The sequence below is a fragment of the Desulfosporosinus sp. genome, assembly GCF_014237355.1.
GTDB lineage: Bacteria > Bacillota > Desulfitobacteriia > Desulfitobacteriales > Desulfitobacteriaceae > Desulfosporosinus.
Genome location: NZ_JABZFS010000080.1, coordinates 1 through 19,944, shown reverse-complemented (window position 1 = coordinate 19,944; position 19,944 = coordinate 1). Strand labels below are relative to the sequence as shown.

At 42.2% G+C, this 19,944-nt stretch carries 16 protein-coding genes and 1 pseudogene; 15 read left to right on the top strand and 2 right to left on the bottom strand.

What is annotated here, in order from left to right; translation table 11 throughout:
* Positions 1 to 149: 149 nt before the first annotated feature.
* Positions 150 to 1,706: a YncE family protein gene (locus HGJ98_RS19320; protein WP_291353342.1), complete on the bottom strand. Its 1,557-nt coding sequence runs from the start codon at positions 1,704 to 1,706 to the stop codon at positions 150 to 152.
* 82 nt (positions 1,707 to 1,788) lie between these two features.
* On the bottom strand, positions 1,789 to 2,796 hold the full coding sequence (locus HGJ98_RS19315) for a glycosyltransferase family 1 protein (protein WP_291353341.1): 1,008 nt from the start codon (positions 2,794 to 2,796) through the stop codon (positions 1,789 to 1,791).
* Positions 2,797 to 2,955: 159 nt separating this feature from the next.
* Here HGJ98_RS19315 and HGJ98_RS19310 point away from each other — a divergent pair, with 159 nt between their 5' ends.
* The 15 genes and pseudogenes from HGJ98_RS19310 to HGJ98_RS19240 all read left to right on the top strand — a co-directional run.
* Entirely contained in the window at positions 2,956 to 3,195 is a 240-nt protein-coding gene (locus HGJ98_RS19310; protein WP_291353340.1) for a hypothetical protein, read from the top strand.
* A gap of 171 nt (positions 3,196 to 3,366) precedes the next feature.
* Complete coding sequence (locus HGJ98_RS19305) at positions 3,367 to 4,485, top strand: glycosyltransferase family 4 protein (protein WP_291353339.1); 1,119 nt, start codon at positions 3,367 to 3,369, stop codon at positions 4,483 to 4,485.
* A 135-nt stretch (positions 4,486 to 4,620) separates the two neighbouring features.
* Positions 4,621 to 5,007: a hypothetical protein gene (locus HGJ98_RS19300; RefSeq protein WP_291353338.1), complete on the top strand. Its 387-nt coding sequence runs from the start codon at positions 4,621 to 4,623 to the stop codon at positions 5,005 to 5,007.
* Between the two features lie 90 nt (positions 5,008 to 5,097).
* A complete protein-coding gene (locus tag HGJ98_RS19295) occupies positions 5,098 to 6,084 on the top strand; it encodes an SDR family NAD(P)-dependent oxidoreductase (protein WP_291353546.1) in 987 nt (328 codons plus the stop codon).
* A gap of 17 nt (positions 6,085 to 6,101) precedes the next feature.
* A complete protein-coding gene (locus tag HGJ98_RS19290; RefSeq protein WP_291353337.1) occupies positions 6,102 to 6,794 on the top strand; it encodes a sugar phosphate nucleotidyltransferase in 693 nt (230 codons plus the stop codon).
* An 88-nt stretch (positions 6,795 to 6,882) separates the two neighbouring features.
* Complete coding sequence (locus HGJ98_RS19285; RefSeq protein WP_291353336.1) at positions 6,883 to 7,800, top strand: SDR family oxidoreductase; 918 nt, start codon at positions 6,883 to 6,885, stop codon at positions 7,798 to 7,800.
* On the top strand, positions 7,784 to 8,848 hold the full coding sequence (locus HGJ98_RS19280; protein ID WP_291353335.1) for a polysaccharide biosynthesis protein: 1,065 nt from the start codon (positions 7,784 to 7,786) through the stop codon (positions 8,846 to 8,848). The genes HGJ98_RS19285 and HGJ98_RS19280 overlap by 17 nt, the downstream gene beginning before the upstream one ends.
* A gap of 414 nt (positions 8,849 to 9,262) precedes the next feature.
* Positions 9,263 to 10,510 carry a hypothetical protein gene (locus tag HGJ98_RS19275; protein WP_291353334.1) on the top strand — a complete coding sequence of 416 codons (1,248 nt, stop codon included), beginning with the start codon at positions 9,263 to 9,265 and terminating at the stop codon, positions 10,508 to 10,510.
* Positions 10,511 to 10,910: 400 nt separating this feature from the next.
* Positions 10,911 to 14,186, top strand: coding sequence for a glycosyltransferase (locus tag HGJ98_RS19270; RefSeq protein WP_291353333.1), 3,276 nt, complete (start codon positions 10,911 to 10,913; stop codon positions 14,184 to 14,186).
* A gap of 292 nt (positions 14,187 to 14,478) precedes the next feature.
* Positions 14,479 to 14,817: a hypothetical protein gene (locus tag HGJ98_RS19265; RefSeq protein ID WP_291353332.1), complete on the top strand. Its 339-nt coding sequence runs from the start codon at positions 14,479 to 14,481 to the stop codon at positions 14,815 to 14,817.
* Positions 14,818 to 14,885: 68 nt separating this feature from the next.
* Positions 14,886 to 15,230 (top strand): hypothetical protein, encoded by a 345-nt coding sequence (locus tag HGJ98_RS19260; protein ID WP_291353331.1) that lies wholly within the window; start codon positions 14,886 to 14,888, stop codon positions 15,228 to 15,230.
* A 211-nt stretch (positions 15,231 to 15,441) separates the two neighbouring features.
* Entirely contained in the window at positions 15,442 to 16,731 is a 1,290-nt protein-coding gene (locus HGJ98_RS19255; RefSeq protein ID WP_291353330.1) for a hypothetical protein, read from the top strand.
* 331 nt (positions 16,732 to 17,062) lie between these two features.
* Positions 17,063 to 18,193 carry a glycosyltransferase family 2 protein gene (locus HGJ98_RS19250; RefSeq protein WP_291353329.1) on the top strand — a complete coding sequence of 377 codons (1,131 nt, stop codon included), beginning with the start codon at positions 17,063 to 17,065 and terminating at the stop codon, positions 18,191 to 18,193.
* Between the two features lies 1 nt (position 18,194).
* Positions 18,195 to 18,731 (top strand): class I SAM-dependent methyltransferase, encoded by a 537-nt coding sequence (locus HGJ98_RS19245; RefSeq protein ID WP_291353328.1) that lies wholly within the window; start codon positions 18,195 to 18,197, stop codon positions 18,729 to 18,731.
* Between the two features lie 280 nt (positions 18,732 to 19,011).
* Positions 19,012 to 19,944: pseudogene (locus tag HGJ98_RS19240) on the top strand (hypothetical protein); the annotation flags it as partial.

Sequence of the window (19,944 nt, the reverse complement as noted above, 5' to 3'; positions counted from 1 at the left end):
TCGAGTTAGGAAAGCCAACTCGATCACTTCCTTTTTTCATGATTTAAGTGATCCATCTATATAAGAAAGGGCCGTTTATGGACGGCCCTTTCTCTTTAAGGGCAACGATTTATAAGATTAAAGAGGGTGAATAACACATCTTAATTTAATTACTGGCAACTATCTAATTGTGGTGGGAAGAAATCACTAGGGAATGGAGTGAGTGTAGCATCGAAGAAATTGATACAAGGGTTCTCTGGGATATCTGGGAATTCTTCGCAGAGAGGAGGTTCTGGGCAGAATCCGAAGGCTGGAACGAGGAGTTGAACTTGGCCTGTAACTTTGGTGATGACAAAGCTACCAATGGCTATTTGTATTGTAGTAGTTGTTAGTACTGGGCTTGTTAATACTTCAGTTCTTGTTTCAACGCGAAGGTTAAAGTCAAATTCTGGTCGGGTTGGTGGGAAGTACATAACAATATCTTTGTTGATATCAGGTAGGTTACCTGTTACGGTAAACAAGGTTCCGGTTGCATCCCTTAAGACTAAGGTATAAGGGATTTGAATGGTAAACTGAACTCTTGAGAAATTGGGTCGAGCTGGTATCGGCGTAATGACGACACTACCAGGAACAATGACACCTGTAGCAAAGGTCATGCTAACAAAGGTAAACGGAGGAACACCACCTGTGGGCAAGGTGACAATAAAGGCTGGGAAGCATTCTCTTTGTAAACAGCTAGCATAAACTTTTTCAACGATAATACAGACGGATTCAGTTATTTCTTCAAGTTGATAAGGGTCTGTCAAATCAATGGGGTCACTAGGTGATAAGGCTGAACCAACTCTTCCAACGGTAACACCCCGTGGAGGGAAGGACGTTGGTAATGCAGCGGAAATAGTATTTGTCAAGGTGTTAATAATGCTAATCGAGCTGTCACCTTCGTTAGCAACCCATAATTGTGTGCCATCGCCAGTAATACCTAGCCCGAGAGGATTAATTCCGACAGGAATAGATGTTACCACGTTAAGTCCCGCAGTCGAAAGTACGCTTACGCTGTTTGAGCCGAAATTGCTTACATACATAAAGGCAGGATTGACGGGGTTAGCCACAATTTTTTGCGGGTTTGAGCCGACTGGGATGAGGCTGATTAGAGTATTAGTTGCTGTATTGATAACACTGACGTTGTTGCTGTCGCTGTTGACAACGAAGAGCTTCGTATTGTCTAAGCTAACAGCTAAACCATTAGGTGAAGTACCGACTGGGATTGTTGCGATGACGGTATTGGTGACCGGATTGATAACTGAGACTGTGTTACTGTCACTATTACTTACGTAGACACGGCTGCCATCACGGGAAATAGTAACGTCGACTGGCCCTGTACCTACTGTAATGGTGCTTACAACAGTGTGGGTTGGAATGCTAATAACAGAAACAGTTCCACTTCCAGAGTTTGTCACATATGCTGTAGTACTAGTAGGGTCGATGGCGACTGAGGTTGGTGCAAGACCTACTGGGATCGTTGCTAAGACTGAATTTCCGGCGGTGCAAATAACTGAGACTGTGTTACTGCCGAAATTTGGAACCAAAACCTTTGTACCATCCGGTGTGCGTTTTGGGAAAGCTGGTGCAATCCCCACGGGAATGGTAGCGACTAGCACATCGCTGTAAACATTATATATGGCGACGGCATTGTCGAGTGTTACCCAAGCATGGGTTTCAAATAGCATGTGTGTATTCCCCCCTTTTTTGATTCAAGAAAAGTAGACTTAGTAGCTTTCAACGTATACTATTCGTTCATTGAGTAGGGTGTTACACGCTATTCCTATTTGTATAAGCCGTCTGAAAAATATGCTGAAGTATCCGACCGGCCCTTTCGCTCCAATCGTTTGTCTGTGCGTAGGCCATTCTTTCTCCTTTATGCAAATCGTTCTCTTCTAATAGATGTCGTAGGCGTAGGGAGAATAAATGTGGGTTGCTTTCGAGATTAATTTTTGGAATAGTAAGGAGTTCAGGGAGTGGTGTCCCTAGAACCCTAATTCCTGCTGCATAGTATTCATATAGTTTGATGGGATTGCATCCTCGCGTCATTTCTGTTTGAAGAAAGGGGATAAGACCAATATCAAAGTGATGAAGATACGTTGGAAGTTCTTGATAAGATTTAAGTCCTAGATAGAAAGCGTTCTTGAATTGCAAGGGGAACTTATTGAGTTGAAAAAGAGCTCCCAGAAAAACAAAGTTAATTCCCGGATTTTCTTTAATGACGACTTTGAGTAACTCCCAATCTATCCAGGGAGCGATTGCACCACTATACCCTACGATTGGTTTCCCTGTGGGAAGATCTGTTGGGCGGTATGGCGGAGTGGGTGAAAAATGGACATAATCCACTCCGTTCGGTACCAGAGAAACATGGGGATGTCGGGTAATAAAATAGTCGTAAATGCTACCGCTGCTACAGATGATTAAATCTGATTTCTCCAGGATTGTAGGATAATAGGGTGCCCAACTAGCAAACTCCTCTTTGGGTTCATCAACCGCATCATAAACAACCAGATCAGGGTCGTAATTCTCAATTAAATTAATATGGGAGGGGACCGTTAACCAAAGAATACGTGGTCTTTGATGAGAGACTGTTAGTGCAGAAGTTCCCTGGCAGAGGAGAAGAGACTGTGATAGTGGATAGATCCCAGGTTTTGAAAAAATGCCGAGGTCCTCATAAAGAACAGTTTGGCCGGATGCAGAAAATCGACCTAGTAACTGTTGTGGGCGTTGAAACATCCAACTCCAAGGGATTGAAGGAGGATAGATAATAGTAGGCATTTGTAACCTCCTTATTGGCTGATGACCGGTAATATTCGTACATAGTATTAGGATATGTGGAAAAGAATTAAGGGGGAATGCTGAGGCCTGTACCATTTGCCCAAAGTGATTCATAGTATAAAGTAAAAAGATAGTCGTATTTTCGTGGGAGGGTGGATTATGGAGGCAGAGGAAGTCCGAACGATTAGAGAAGATATTGCAGAATTAAGGGAGGCGGTCAAGGACGTATCAACCGTCGTTAACGATTTAAGAGTGATGTTAGCTGGAAACTATATCCTGAAACAGGACTTTGAAGACTATAAAAAGGGAATGGAAACTAGCCGTCGTTGGTGGTCGGGCTTTATTATAACCTTGTCAGGAGCCTTTGCTGCGATCGTGAATCTCCTCTGGAAACCATAAATTAGGTAGTGAGTTTTATAATTACAAAAGCAAAAGAAGTCTGCCGTGCAGCTACGGACAGACTTCTTAAGTTTTATTATCTAACATATTCAAAGGCTTGTGCATAGAGTATTAGAAATGGTGACCAACCTGGGTAATTGTTAAATACACTAGTCTATAGGGGGGGATCTTTTGAAGATCTTATCATTGACCAATGAATTCGAAGATGAAAGTTTCGGCGGTGCGGGAACGGCAGTAACAGGAATCGTGCATATGTTTGATCGTATGGGAGTTCAACAAACCGTGATAGTACCACGCAGTGATTGGAATGTACCGAGCTGGGATTTAAAAGGACAACGGATTAAGGTCCTCAGAATACCCCGTAACAGCCATTACTTTGGTTATTTAGGAATGATCAAGGCGGATGTCGTTTGTCAGGAGTTTCCGGAGATTCTTCGGGGGTGGGATATTATTCATAGCCATGCCATTAATTTTACCCCCTTGACGTATACCCTCTCCCAGGGTGTTACTCCCATTTTATATTCAATTTATTCATTCTTGCGCAAGGAGTTAGGAGACAGATTAGAGCCTGAGCTACAAGCGCAATTTAAGATACAGGAAGAACTTCTCATGCGTTGTCAACGGATTCAGCTTATAAGTCAAAGCGAAAGACAGTATTTAGCAAGTCGCTTTCCAGAGTACCTTAATAAAACTGAAGTTTTACCTCTCGGTGTCACTATACCTTCGCAACGTTGGCAAGAAGGGGTCAGGAATGAATTTCTGTATGTAGGAAGATTGTTAGATTATAAAGGGATCGAGGATCTGATCCAGGCGGTGTCAATTAGGCATAAGAGCGGTCAACGAATCCACTTAAATATAGTCGGAAAGGGAACTGACTCCTATGAAGGTTTTTTGAAGCAGCTAGTACGGTCTCTTCAGTTAGAGAATTATGTTCATTTTCATGGACGTATACCAAGCTCAGAGGTATGGCGACGGATGGCACGTTCCACAGCCCTCGTTATTCCTAGTCGCCGTGAAGCCTATGGATTAGTAGCCTTGGAGGGAATGGCGATTGGGACACCCATCATTTCTTCAAATGCTGACGGCCTAGCAGAATTGGTGCCAAACGCCTGTGCATTAACCTTTGAGGCGGGTAATGTTAGAAAGCTGTCACAAGCTTTAGCAAGCGTACAAGATAATCCCTCACTTCAGAAATCACTCTCGATTAAGGGGCGCCAGAATGCGTTAAGTTTTGAGTGGTCTCGGCTTGCACCAAGGTATTTAGCACTCTTAGAAAGAGTGACAGAGTGACGGAACCTTTTGACAAACTAGCATGTCAAAAGGACCGTCACCTTGTTATTCCTCTGTTATTCTTCTTAAGTAGTAACCTAAGTAGGACATGAACAATACACTAATTATAACCATAATTTGGGAGATTGTAGATACATGCCTTATTTAACAACGGGTTTGTTGCATAGCACCTCGTACCATGTTGATAAAGAGAGTTCTATGCTTTCGGTAAATATATCGAACGATGATACTTCTACAGTGGCAGTCCAAATTGAGGGGTTTTTTCAGAGTGGAACAGCAAAAATGAAGTATGTAGAAGAGTTTTTCACTCTTACGGCTGGAACTGTGGTCTTAAAGAATTATTTTGTCCCATTTAACAGCTTCGAGTTTGTTTTATTTATCAGCTCAAAAGCCGTAGAAGTTTCGGTTTGGAGCAAAGATTCTAATGGAAATCTCACTTCAGAAGAGCTCAGAGTGTGTCAGAGGGACGGTCCTTTTGACACGCAAGCATGCCAAGAGGACCGTCCCTTAAGTATTACCTAGAACTTGTGTCAAAGGTGCTAGGGGTGTCAGATAGACAAAAACTGACATACGATATATTAATTCATGGATTAAGAGGGGATGGAGAGCGTGATGTGGGAACAAAAACAGGTCTTAATCACGGGTGCTGGTGGATTTATTGGCAGTCACTTGACGGAAGCCTTGGTTAAAGCTGGAGCCAAGGTGCGTGTTTTTATTCGATATAATTCCAGAGATGGTCGAGGGAACCTCGAGGATTTGGAGCCAAGACTGCTGGAGCAGATTGAAGTAATCGCCGGGGACTTACGGGATGCGGATGTAATAGAGAGATCGGTTAAAGGGTGTGACGCTGTTTTTCACCTTGGGGCCCTAGTGGGAATTCCCTATTCCTATAAAAATCCTCGTGAGGTTGTAGAAACAAATATTTTAGGTACATTAAATATTCTAACTGCAGCCCGGGATCATGGTGTGGAGCGAGTCGTCCATACTTCAACTAGTGAAGTCTATGGGTCTGCATGTTATGTGCCTATTAATGAGTCTCATCCACTTCAAGGACAGTCTCCTTATTCGGCCAGTAAAATCGGAGCTGATAAGTTAGCCGAAAGTTTTTACGCCTCCTTCGATTTACCTGTTGTAACTGTAAGACCATTCAATTGTTATGGACCGCGGCAGTCTGCCAGGGCCGTCATCCCCACGCTTATCACCCAAGCCCTTGCTTGTCAGGAAATACGTCTTGGCAATACAGAAACTCTGCGTGACTTTACCTTTGTAACAGATACAGCAGAGGGATTTATAAAAGCTGCTCAGAGCTCGGCAGGGTTTGGAAAGGTGATAAATATTGGTTCAGGAAAAGAAATATCGATTGGACAGCTAGCACAAGTTATTACGAATACAATCCAGAGCACTGCGAAAATTGTTGTAGATGAGACGAGAGTTCGCCCGAGTAAAAGCGAGGTAAACCGACTTCTAGCTGATAATCGCTTAGCTAAAGAAACGATCAACTGGGAACCTAGTGTCTCGTTAGAAGAAGGAATTAAGCGAACAGTTGCTTGGATTGCAAGCCATATGAACCGTTTTCAAATAGGGAAATACCAAATTTAAAGGTTAAGGGGGATATTATGCAAACAATAATTCTAGCGGGAGGGAGAGGGTCACGCCTTGACCCATATACTCGAGTTTTGCCCAAACCCCTTTTCCCCATTGGGGATAGGCCGATTGCCCATATTCTTGTCAACCAACTAAACTATGCAGGTTTTGATGAAATAATTATGTGTTTAGGATATCTAGCAGATTTTATTAAGCTTTACTTCAAAGATGGCAGCGATTTTGGTCTGACAATACGCTATTCACAAGAAAATATCCCTTTAGGTACAGCAGGGCCTTTGAAAATTGTCAATGATTTAGAAGACGATTTTCTTGTCGTCAATGGAGATGAATTAACAACTATAGATTTTCGAGCACTGTATGAACATCATATAGCGATGCAAGCGGATATGACTGTGGCTGTACACAAGAAGGCCGTTCATTCAGCGTTTGGAGTATTAGAGGTTAAAGGTGGTCAAGTGATCGCCTATTCGGAAAAACCTACTCTTAACTATTGGGCTAGTATGGGTATTTACGTCATTAATAAGCGAGTACTTTCCTTAATTCCCGATAATGAACGTTATGATATGCCTGATCTTGTTCAAACTCTCCTTTCACAACAGGCCCAAGTTGCTAGTTATGAAAGCGAGGACCTATGGTTTGATATTGGGACGCCTTCTGACCTGGAAAAGGCGAAAGAGGAGTTTAAGGAGTTAAGGCTTCCTTAAAGAGAACGAGAAACAGCACTAGGGTACTCTCGCGATAGGCATGGTTTTTTAGAGAAGGGACCTTTCCCTGAAAGGTGTGATTAGGGGCATGAAAAAGGTATTAATCTTGGGAGGTTCAGGAATGTTAGGGCATGCCTTAGTTCGTTATCTGTCAGACGATTCAAGGTTTGATGTCTATGCTACAGTTCGCTCTGCTAAGGAGTTATCTTATTGGCTACCCTCCGGATGGATAAAGAAGGTGCGTAGTGATGTCGATGTTCTGAATCCAGATAGCTTAATGAAAGTATTCATTGATGTGTTACCAGACCTAGTGGTGAATTGTATCGGAGTGATTAAGCAAGTACCCAAGGCCCAAGACCCACTTGTCACGATTACTACAAATTCATTATTACCACACCGAATTGCCTTATTGTGTGGTGCTATAGGTTCGCGTTTAATTCATATCAGTACAGATTGTGTCTTTGATGGAGAAAAAGGTGGATATCAAGAAGGTGATCTTCCTAACGCCAATGACCTTTATGGCAGAACAAAACTTCTTGGTGAAGTAGCCTACCCAAATTGTGTTACTCTACGAACTTCGATTATTGGGCATGAACTGAATGGAAACTACGGGTTAGTCGAATGGTTTCTTAGTCAAGAAACCAAGGTGAGTGGGTACAGGCAGGTCATTTATTCCGGGTTCCCAACCGTTGAATTGGCTAGGATTATTTGTGAATACGTGATCCCTAATTCAGAAATAAAGGGGCTATACCACGTATCCTCAGATCCAATTTCCAAATACGAGTTACTAAAACTTATCAAGGCGCAGTACGACAAAAACGTGAAAATCGTACCAGAGGACAGTATTCGACTAGATCGATCGTTGGACTCAACACGATTCCGCTCCTTAACGGGCTATAATCCGCCAACGTGGTCAGACTTAGTTTCTGGGATGCATAGGGATTATTTGCAAGGCCCCTATAATAACGGTATAGCCAAGGGGGATAAAAATGGAGATTTTCGATAACAAAGTTATTGTAATAACTGGGGGCACAGGTTCACTCGGTAAGGTGCTAACCCGTCGGTTATTAAAAAAGGAATTTGGTTCGCCTAAGAAAATTATTATCTTTTCCCGGGATGAAGCCAAACAGCATTCTATGAGAATTGAATATCAGAATAAACAAAACGTTACTGATGAAGTGATTTATGACAACTTCAATCGCTTAATCGAGTTTAGAATAGGGGATATCCGAGATTATCATTCCGTTGGTTCAGTATTACGGGAAGCGGATATCGTCATCAATGCCGCTGCCCTTAAGCAGGTTCCCTCCTGTGAATACTTTCCATTTGAAGCAGTATTGACAAATATAGTTGGTGCAGAAAACATCATTCGAGCTATTCGGGAGAACAATCTTCACGTTGAAACCGTGGTTGGAGTGTCTACGGATAAAGCATGTAAGCCTGTAAATGCAATGGGGATTTCTAAGGCCTTGCAGGAGCGGATTTTTATCGCAGCAAACGTAACGCTCCCCAAGACTAGATTTATCTGTGTCCGTTATGGTAATGTGCTGGCTTCCAGGGGATCAGTAATCCCATTATTTCATGAACAAATTAAACATGGAGGACCGGTTACTATTACCACAAAAGAAATGACTCGATTTTTGTTGCCTTTAGAAAGTGCGGTAGACACTATATTGGCAGTTTTAAAAGATGCTAAGCCAGGAGAAATATTCATTCCGAAAATTCCAGCAGCCTTAATTGAAGACGTGGCAAAGGCCTTAATGGGAGAACGAAAGATTGCGGTAAAATACACGGGCATTCGTCCGGGAGAAAAGGTCCATGAAATAATGATTTCTGAGGAAGAGGCTTGGCGAACCTATGATCGTGGGGATTATTACGCAATCAAGCCGATGCTGCCGGAATTGGTAAAAGCAGATCAAGACCTCAAAGTGTTGTCGAAAGAGTATAGTTCAGGTGATTTTCTAATGACCTACGAAGAAACCGTTGCTTTATTGCAGAAGTATCATCTGATGATAGGCCAGGAAAACCGAGAAGCAGAGGAAATTTTAAGATGAATAGGTCCCCCAGAATGGGATTATAACAAGAACTTGTTATTTTCTAGACTTGGTAGAATCGTGAGAAACAAGGAAAAGAGAGGGAAACTATAAAAAGAAGCTGTCTCAAATAGAAATTCTATGAAGAGGCAGCCCTTTTCTTTGTATGGAGTAAAGACATTACTGGAAATCTTACGGTAATACCTTTGCGAGCAACCGAAGCAACCTCTGAATAGGAAAATCGGGTGTGATAATAGTTTTAGCTCATTATAGGTAAGGGCTGTACCAAAGTAACGAAATCTGGACAAGTACAATATTATGTATAAACCCATAATTTAAGGAAGTTAAGAAAATAGGCCTAGTTTAACAACAGGCTAGGTAGATTCATCCTAAGGATAACGAAGTATTATTCAAAATATGTGAGGAGACGAGAAAATGCCTGAATTAACGACAGGATTAATTGATAATACTCCGGTTGCTGGGGTAAGACCAACTTCAACGCTCACGGTACAAATCACTAATCTCGATACGGTTGCGGCTAACATTGAAATTCTGGGGTTTTTCGTGACAGGGACTACGAAGACACTGTACGTCCATGAGGAGTTTGCTTTATTAGCTGGAGGAGTTGCGAATAGAACTTATTTTGCACAGTTTGATGCATTCGAGTTTTTATTCATCACAAGTTTTGACGCTGTAAAAATATCCGCATGGGGAAAAGACGTTGCTGGAAATTTGGTAGCAGCTCATCGTGTATTACCAGCAGAACTAGATCTAATAGGTTTTCAAGGGATAACAGGAACCACCGGAGGTACGGGAGCAACGGGAGCAACAGGTGCAACAGGCGCAACAGGCGCAACGGGAGCAACAGGCGTCACGGGCGCAACTGGTACTCCAGGAGGAGTCACGGGAGACACAGGAGCCACGGGAGCTACCGGAGCCCCAGGTGCCACAGGAGCAACCGGAGCAACGGGTACAGTTGAACCTAACCCATTTGAAGTATATGTTCAAGCCGGAGCAGTTGGAGGAGACGGGACCCAGGATAATCCATTTGGAACAATACAAGAAGGGATAACGGCTGTTTCCCCTACAGGGATTGTTCATGTACTAGGTGGAACTTATCCAATTACTTCGCAAATAGTAATTAATAAAGCTGGAGTAACGTTAAGAGGTTATCCTAATACACTAGTATTATTACAAGCTGCCGTAATTCCTTTTCTTGTTACAGGAAATGGTATAACTATAGACGGATTAACGATTACCAGTGATAATCCGTACGCAGTTGAGTTTATTCAGTTTGCTGGATCGGATCATAAGCTTGTTAATAGTGTTATATTTGGACCGCCTCAAGCAGGACCATCAACAGGTTGGGTAGTAAATCGTGGATTTATAACACAGGGAAATGTAATGAATCTAATAGTTCAGGACAATATTTTCTATTCACTCAGGCAACCTGCCTATTTAAATCCAAATTCAACGGGGCATATTATCAACAATGTAGTCTATAATACCCGTGGATTTGTTGTTGATCAGGCGATCTTTGTTTTTTCAGGTAACTCGTGGGGAATTCCAGAAAATGCAGTTGATATTGCACTGCTGGTTGGTACAATAGTGGGTCCGCCTTACGATCCTTTGACAGTGTTATCGGATAATAATAGCGATGCTTCAATTGCTGATCAAAGGTAGATAGAAGTACTGAATAAGGGTTTTCGGTTTATGTACCGAGACCCTTTTTAATTTACATATTATTTCTCATTAACTTCCCAATTTATTTTGAATATACATACAGTAATCATGTTTAAAGGAGAGAGAAAATGGAGGGCAAGGAAATAAGCATTAGTCTGTGCATTATAGTCCGTAATTAAGAGCTACTATTGCCGTCAAAGGTATACCTGATGAATAATAATTGTTGATACAGGTCTTCGGATCGTACGAAAGAAATTGTTAAAGAATTTACTGAGAGAGTCTTTGGATTTTTTGGATCAATAAATTTGCCGCTGATCGCAATTTGTTTTAGAAAGGCAACTAAGGACTAGGATCATCTGATGATAAGTCAAGAAAACCGAGAAGCAGAGGAATTTTTAAGATGAAAAAAAACTATAGAATAGCTTGTATTTGTCAAATTTATAATGAACTATGCAAAGAAAACCTTGAAAGGTTTGTAAAATATGTTTTACCGGCAGTGGATCATTTGGTTGTCTATGATGACGGCAGTACAGATGGCAGCTACGAGTATATGCTCAAACAAACACCCCATGTCCTCAGAGGAACCAAGAATGATTTTGTTAATGAACGGAGTCATAAACAACTCCTTCTACAAGAAGCTTTAAAGCTGAATCCGGATTTTATTTTGTGGTTAGATGCAGATGAAGTATTAACTGCCAACGCCGCTGAAAAGCTTCAGGAAGTGTGTGCAAAATGTGACGAAAATCATTATGATGCGGTGAACTTCCATGAGATTAACCTTTGGCGTAGCTATTCTTGGCAGAGGTTGGACAGTTTGTACGATAAGGGCTGGTTTTGTCGTCTTTGGCGAGTGGTCCCAGGAATTTGCTTTCATGATACAAAACCTGGACTTCACCAGCCACTTTTCCCTTCTACAATTCGAAATGTGATGTGGACCCTAGATGTTCAGGTATTACACTATGGTTTTTCATCGAAGCAACGTTTAGCCTATAAATATCTAGTATACAGGTCTCACGGGCAACGTGGTTACGATATGTTGGATCGGTTAATCAGCGAAGAAAAGCTCGTTGTATCGAAAGTTCCTCCAGAACTCTTTCCAGAGGGGCTTTGGGTTGATGATGAAGAGCCTAAACCACTGAACTTTGTGGAATCTTTAACTTATGTCGAAGAATACCGAGAGGAAGTGTTTAAGCCTAAATTCTCCATTGTTTGTCTAGTCTATAAAAGCGTAGAATGGTTGAAATTTGTCTATGAGCAAGTCTATAAATATACTGACATGACGGATAAAGAGTTTTTCTTTGTTGCTAATGACGCTGCACCTTCGGTTCTTAATTATTTAAGCAATAACTATATCCCCCACTATACTTTTAAAAATTCTCCCCAGCAACAGCAGGAATGGTACGTTAATAATGTCTACCGTGCTTACAACTTTGCCGCCGGCAAGGCTAAAGGGGATTTTGTCGTTTTCATCAATTCAGATATGGCCTTTACACCCCATTGGTTTGATAATCTATGGAAAGCATATAACGGAGAAAACTGTGTTGTATCACGCTTAGTAGAGTCCGGTAAGCTGCCCAGTGGTCAATACGGTGTGGAACGGGATTTTGGCCGGGATTATTCCTCCTATCGAGAAAAGGAATTTCAACATTATGCTCTGGATCTATCTGAGCCGAAATTGTTAGACGGCGGACTTTTTATGCCTCTGTTAATTCGCAAGGAGCATTTTGAAAAGGTAGGGGGCTATCCTGAAGGTCAGGTTCTCTTAGGAAGTGATTTTAATCGTCCGGTCATTGCCAAGCAAGGAGAGGCATGTATTTCGGGGGATACTGTTTTAATGCTCAAACTTAAAGCCATAGGAATAAAACATCAAACAGCCTTTGACAGTTTGGCGTATCATTTTCAGTGGGGAGAACTGGATAGTTCAGAAACCACAGTCTATGATGGAGAAATCAAGGTTGCTGTTTGTCACGATTCTGCCGCGGGAAAACTAAGTGAAAAAATACTATGGAGTTTGTTGGGAGAATCTTTGCCTGCCTCAGTAAGTATAGGAAGGGATCTTCTTGGAGATCAAGGAGATTACGCTGCCAATGCACGAAAGTATATTCAGCAGCATTATCCCGGAGTAGAAGTATTTCTTCAAAATGCTATGTCCATGTCCATCGATGAATCGCGCTACACCATAGCAGTTTTGCAGGATGATATCAGATCAATGGGCATTCCCAATACTCAGCACGAGGAAACTTTGCGGCGGGCCGATAAACTAATTACCAATTCCACACAGACGGCTCTTTCTTATCCGGAATTTGATTTTGAGATAATTTCTGAGGGGGTGGATTTAAGTCTTTTTAAGAAGATGAATCAAGAAGAGGTTCGACGGGAATTCTGTTTCGGTTCGGGACAAATTGGAATCTTTGTTGGAGGCTTAAATGAAAGCCACGGTTGGAGTAAAGTTCGGGCCTGCATTGAAGCTCACCCAGAAATAACTTGGATTATTGTAACTAACCACATTGAGCCATTAATAGCTGCCAATGTAAGACTCTTTTATCAAGCACCTCAGAATCTACTGGTTAAGCTTCTTAATTGTGCGGATTTCCTTATTAATGCTTCACCTATAGAGAACACAAGTCACGGAATTATTGAAGCATGTTTATGCGATGTGCCTGTGATCATGAGGAAAATAGGGATTTTTAGAGAGTTGAGTATGGAAGAGCGAGCCTTGTGTGGAGTTTTTGGTGAAGACCTCGAAGGGGCTGTTCAAGGATTGTCTTGTCGCTCCTTTGCTCCTAGGCAGGTTATATTAAAAAAGAATATAGCTGCACCGGATTCTGCTCAGAAATGGCAAAGGTTGCTGAGGTCTGTTTTCAAAGAAATTATGATAGCGAAAACCAATGACAAACAGAATAAGAAACCTCATAAAATTTCAATAATTATTACTACCTTTAAGAGAACACACTTATTACGGTGGGGACTCTATTCCTTATCCTTACAGACAATACCCTTTGATTTTGAAACCATTGTTGTCAATGATGGAATACAAGATGATACAGAAGAGATCTGCAATGAATTTAAAGAAAAGCTAAACTTGAAGTATATTTTTACCGGACAAAGAAACCTTCAAGACGATCCTATTTGGAGAGTTCCCGGTTTTGCAATTAATATTGGAGTGAAGCAAGCTACTGGGGATATTTTAGTAATGTGTTGTGCTGAAATGCTCCATGTTAACCAAACGATAGAAAAACTTACAATTCCCATCTTAGATAATCATAAATTATTAGGCGTCCCGGTTGGAAAAGATGATCGAACCGGTGTACTATTAGAATCAGTCGAAAAGAATAACGGCAGCTTTGAACTAGAAACGTACAATAATTGTATAAATCTAGATATCAGAATGCCCTTTTTGATGGCCTTACATCGTAGTCAATTTGTGGAGATAGGGGGCTATGATGAGGATTTTACTGGGATAGCCTATGATGACCGGGATTTTATCGATCGATTACTGGCAAATGGCTGCCGGTACTGCCAGACGGATGCAGCGACAGCTCATTTATATCACCCCAGAGCAGAAGGGTATTATGAGGGCGGAGGTCCTCCTGAGTGGGACTATAATAAAAACCTCTACTTTTCCAGAATGGGCAAAATTGTAAGAAATGAAGGAAGAGAGTGGGGGAAACTATAGACCACAACAATCATAAAACGTCCTCGTTTCACGGTAAAGTGAAGTGAGGACGTTTTTATGATTGTTGCTTTTGTTGGATAAAACTCCTGAATGAGAGATTGTCGCCCTAGTAACTCCTTATTCCTTCTGCTGATCATAATGGATCGGTGGGAATATAAATTGTCTGGGATATGTTGTACTAAAGAATTTGTACCCGTCAAGGGACTTGATATAAGGGATTAATTGTTAGTAACAAAATTAGGACATGAACAATATAATATATAAACCCATAATTTAGGAGGTAGGGGAAAATATGCCATATTTCTCAACGGGGTTGTTGGAAAATGTCTCGACTAAGGGTATAAGACAGAGCCTCAAGCTTTGGGTAAACATCTCAAATAGTGATAATTCAACGGTTGCCATTCAAATCGAAGGCTTTTCTCAGAACGAATCTAAAAGAGTTAAGTATGTAGAAGAGTTTTTTACTCTCTCTGCGGGTGGAGTGATTTTGAAAAACTACTTTATCCCATTTGATCAATTCGAATTTGTTTTTTTTATTAGCTCTCCAACAGTGGCAATCTCTTTAGAGTACAAAGATTCTAGCGGAAATCTTATTTCAGCTCCATTAAAAGCTGCCGAAGTTAACGTATAAGTCGTAACGAAAATTAGACAAGTACCATACAATATAAGGCCAAAAAAAGTTTGGAGGTTAGAAAAAATATGCCTAATTTAACAACAGGTTTGTTTGAAAATACCCCTGTTATGGGTGTTAGGCCGAGTTCAACGCTCTCGGTGAATATTACGAATGATGATACAACACCTGAAGAAGTCTTAATTAGAGGTTTTTACCAAAGCGGAACGATAAAAGTACTGTATGTCGAGGAGTTATTTACACTTGCCGCAGGTGGCGTTGTGCTTGAAAATTACTACGCAGATTTTGATGCTTTTGAATTCCAATTTGTTGTGAGTTCAGAAGAAGTTAAGGTTACAGCTTGGGGCAAAGATGTTGCGGGAAATTTAACTACAGCCCATCGGGTAGTTGCCCAAGAGGTTGATTCATTCTAACAATTACCAACATTTAAATGGTTATCCCATTAATTAATACAACTGAGAAGTACTCGATATCCAAAGGTAACCCTAGGCATATGGGGGTAACAAAATGAAACAAGTACAATATAATATATTATATTATATAGATCCATATAATGGATATTTTAACGTATAGGAAGAGTCGTATATTAAGACATTCAACTTCAAGGGTTAAGGAGAAGAGGCCATGGCAGAATTAACTACCGGATTAATTGAAAATAACCTAGTTAATGGTATAAGACCAACGTCAACGTTCACTGTAAAGGTTACTAACAATGACACAACTGTTGCGGATATCGAAATATTAGGTTTTTTTGTATCTGGAGGTATAAAAACACTTTATGCTCAAGAGCTTATTGCTTTAGCGGCGGGGAGTGTTGTGACAAGAGATTATTTCGCGGAGTTTAATGCTTTCGAGTTTAAGTTTATTACTAGCTGTAATGCGATGAAAGTCTCTGCTTGGGGAAAAGATCCAGAGGGAAATTTAGTTGCAGCTCATCGAGTTTTACCAGCAGAATTAGATCCGATTGGTTCAGTAGATGTAGGGGTTACAGGAGCAACAGGAGCCACAGGAGAAGCCGGAGCGACAGGGGCCACAGGGGCGACAGGAGAAGCCGGAGCAACGGGAGCTACAGGGGCGACAGGAGCCACAGGAGCGACAGGAGAAGCCGGAGCAACGGGAGCCACAGGAGAAGCCGGAGCGACGGGAGCCACAGGAGAAGCCGGAGCAACAGGGGCCACAGGAGCGACAGGAGCCACAGGAGCGACAGGAGAAGCCGGAGCAACGGGAGCCACAGGAGAAGCCGGAGCGACAGGAGCCACAGGGGCAACGGGAGAAGCCGGAGCGACAGGGGCAACGGGAGAAGCCGGAGCGACAGGAGCCACAGGGGCAACGGGAGAAGCCGGAGCGACAGGAGCCACAGGTGCCACAGGAGAAGCTGGAGCGACGGGAGCTACAGGTGCGACAGGAGAAGCCGGAGCGACGGGAGCCACCGGGGCGACAGGAGAAGCCGGAGCGACGGGAGCTACAGGAGCGACAGGAGAAGCCGGAGCGACAGGAGCCACAGGAGCCGGTTTATCTGCTTTCGGATATGTTTATGAACTTGCTACTTTAGCAGATGCAACCATAGCTGGCGGCGCTGATGTACCGTTCAGTAATAACGGACCATTAGTGGGGGTAACGCATACTGCCGGTACAACTACTGTAACTGTGCCTTCTGCCGGAAATTATCAGATTGACTATAGTGTAAGCATAACAGCAGGTGTTGGCTCAGAGATAGCTATTGCCGTAAATGGCATCGTGGATGGATCGACATCAATACCGGCACTAGTTTCTACAGGTCAAATCGTTGGGCAGGCTATTTTAACTCTTGCAGCTGGGGACGCTATAACACTTAGAAATAACTCGGCAATCGCATTTACGATGACTTTGGCGCCAGGTGTAGGTGCTCAAATGACGTTAGCAAAGTTTGACTAATAAGTTAAAAGGGATTCAAATAAATAACAGCTGCGGGCTCTGGAGGGCCTGCAGCTGTTGCATATCGGATGATTGAATGTCCTTTATGTAAATTTAGTAATCAAGAAGGGCTCTCAAATTTTCAAATAATGGATTTTTTTGAAGTTGTCATTACGGGCTTAACCGCTAAAACTTGACAATTCCAGAGGTTACTGTTGTGAGAGTTACGCAAGATGTTCAATTTAGTATTATCAAGGTCTAGGAAAAACAGATATTAAACGTGGTTTCCCCCTCCAGGATCTTTGAATACCATATAATATGACTAAATCTAACGTTGAGGAGTAAGTAAATCATGTCTAATAACTCCATTACTATAAGTTTGTGTATGATTGTACGCAACGAGGAAAAGACAATCGCTAGGTGCCTGGACTCGGTAAAGGGAATTCCAGACGAAATTGTAATTATTGATACAGGCTCTATTGATCGCACGAAAGAGATTGTACGTCAATATACAGATAAAATAGATGACTTTACCTGGATTGACGACTTTGCTGCAGCTCGAAATTTTGCTTTTGGCAAAGCGACTATGGAATATATCCTTTGGTTGGATGCAGATGATATTTTTGCAGATTCTGATCGTGACAAGTTTCTTAAATTAAAGGAAGATTTTAATAACTCATTTGATGTCGTTAATATGCCTTACCTCTTAGCATTCGATCAGTCTGGAATAGCTACTTTTAGTTTAAGAAGGAATCGCCTGGTTAAAAGAAGTAAGAATTATCGTTGGATTGGACCAGTACACGAGTATTTGGAAGTGTATGGAAATATTCTCAATTCAGATATTTGTGTAACCCACAAAGGTATAGGAGGTCACGATTCCGACCGAAACCTTAAGATATATGAAAGGCGTAAGGAAATAGGGGAAGCGTTTTCCCCACGGGACTTATATTACTATGCCAATGAACTCTACGATCACCAATTCCATGAACGCGCAATTGAGTCTTATCGGGACTTTTTGAATACTGGACAGGGTTGGGTGGAGGACAATATTTCTGCTTGTGGAAAACTAGCAGACTGTTACCAAAAGCTCCAGAAAAAAGATAAACAGCTTGAGTATATATTGAAATCTTTTCAGTACGCTCCCCCAAGGGCGGAGTTCTGCTGTCGATTGGGGTTTTATTTTCTAAGTGCCGAGCAATATGAACAAGGGGTATTTTGGTACAAATTAGCTACTAAGTTAGAAAAACCCATTAATAGCTGGGGACCTATAAATGAAGCTTGCTGGACATGGTTACCTCATTTACAGTTATGTGTCTGTTATGATCGCCTTGGTAAATATGAATTAGCTTATGAGCATAATGAAATTGCCAGAAAGTATCGGCCAGACAATACCCAGGTTTTATATAACAAAAAGTATCTGGAAGGTGTCTTTGAAAAACACAAATTAAAATTTCCCTATCATTCAGAGAAAGAGGTAGAGTAAAATGGCCGTATTAAATTGGCACGAAGACTTTATTGTTCACCTGGTAAGCCTAATCAGACCAAAGGTTTACGTTGAACTGGGGTTATATCATTGTACCCTTTTCAATAGAATAATCCCCTTTGCCGAACAATTAGTTGGAGTGGATATTAGCCCTGAAGCTGGCAACTATATGCAACAATCTTCTAAAACACGTTTTTTTAACGGTACAACCCAAGAGTTTGCTAAGGAAGTAGAAAGTAATTCCCTAAAAATTGATTTGCTATTTATTGACGCAGATCATTCAAAAGAGGCAGTACTAGAAGATTTTAAAAGTTTCTTTCCCTATATTGTTCCACATGGTTTGATTCTACTGCATGATACTCATCCTGGAAATGAGCAGATGATTCGACCAGAATGGTGCGGTACAGCTTACTTGGCAATTGAAGAGTTATTTCGAGAAAAAGGATTGTCATATGAGTTAATGACAATTCCGCTATCTCCAGGCCTAACAATTTGTAGGAAACGTCAGCTTCAACTGGCCTGGCAGGAAAAAGAATAAATTACTAAGAGATTGTAAGAATTGCAATAATTTTTAGTGGATTTGAAAAACCAAACGGGTGAGGCACAAGAGTTTGCTTTCACCCTTTTGGTTTTATCATGAAATGCCGTTTAGTTTTGAGTGTATACGAGAAAATAAACAAGTTGTAACAAAAATCAACCTGTACAATAAAATAGTTAAAGACTATAAAAAGAGAATATCCCAAATAAGAAGACTAAAGTAAGTACGGTCAAATATTAACTTAAATTATTAAAATAAAAAACGTAAAGGAGTCTGGAAAATGCCTGAGTTAACTACCGGATTAATCGAAAATACATCGGTCGCTGGTGTAAGACCAACGTCAACGTTTACGGTAAGAATCAGCAACGACGACACAATCGCTACAACCATTGAAATATTGGGTTTTTTTGTGACAGGGACTACGAAGAACCTTTATGTTCATGAGGCTTTTGCTATAGCAGCGGGGGATGTTGTCACCCGAAACTATTTTGCGCAGTTGGATGCTTTTGAGTTTCAATTCATCACCAGTACCGATGCTGTAAAGGTCTCGGCTTGGGGGAAAGATGCTGCTGGCAATTTGGTTTCAGCTCATCGAGTGCTACCAGCAGAACTCGATCCAATAGGGCCTGATGGAATAACCGGTTCAACGGGAGCCACAGGAGAAGTCGGGGCGACAGGAGCGACGGGCGCTACAGGAGACGTCGGAGCGACAGGAGTAACGGGAGCCACAGGAGAAGCTGGGGCGACAGGAGTTACGGGAGCCACAGGAGAAGTCGGGGCGACAGGAGCGACGGGCGCTGCAGGAGAAGTCGGAGCGACAGGAGTAACGGGAGCCACAGGAGAAGTTGGGGCGACAGGAGTTACGGGAGCCACAGGAGAAGTCGGGGCGACAGGAGCAACTGGGGCCACAGGAGAAGTCGGGGCGACAGGAGTTACGGGAGCCACAGGAGAAGTCGGGGCGACAGGGGCAACTGGGGCCACAGGAGAAGTTGGGGCGACAGGAGTTACGGGAGCCACAGGAGACGTTGGGGCGACAGGAGCAACTGGGGCCACAGGAGAAGTCGGGGCGACAGGAGCAACTGGGGCTACAGGAGACGTTGGGGCGACAGGAGCAACTGGGGCCACAGGAGACGTTGGGGCGACAGGAGCAACTGGGGCCACAGGAGACGTTGGGGCGACAGGAGCAACTGGGGCCACAGGAGAAGTCGGGGCG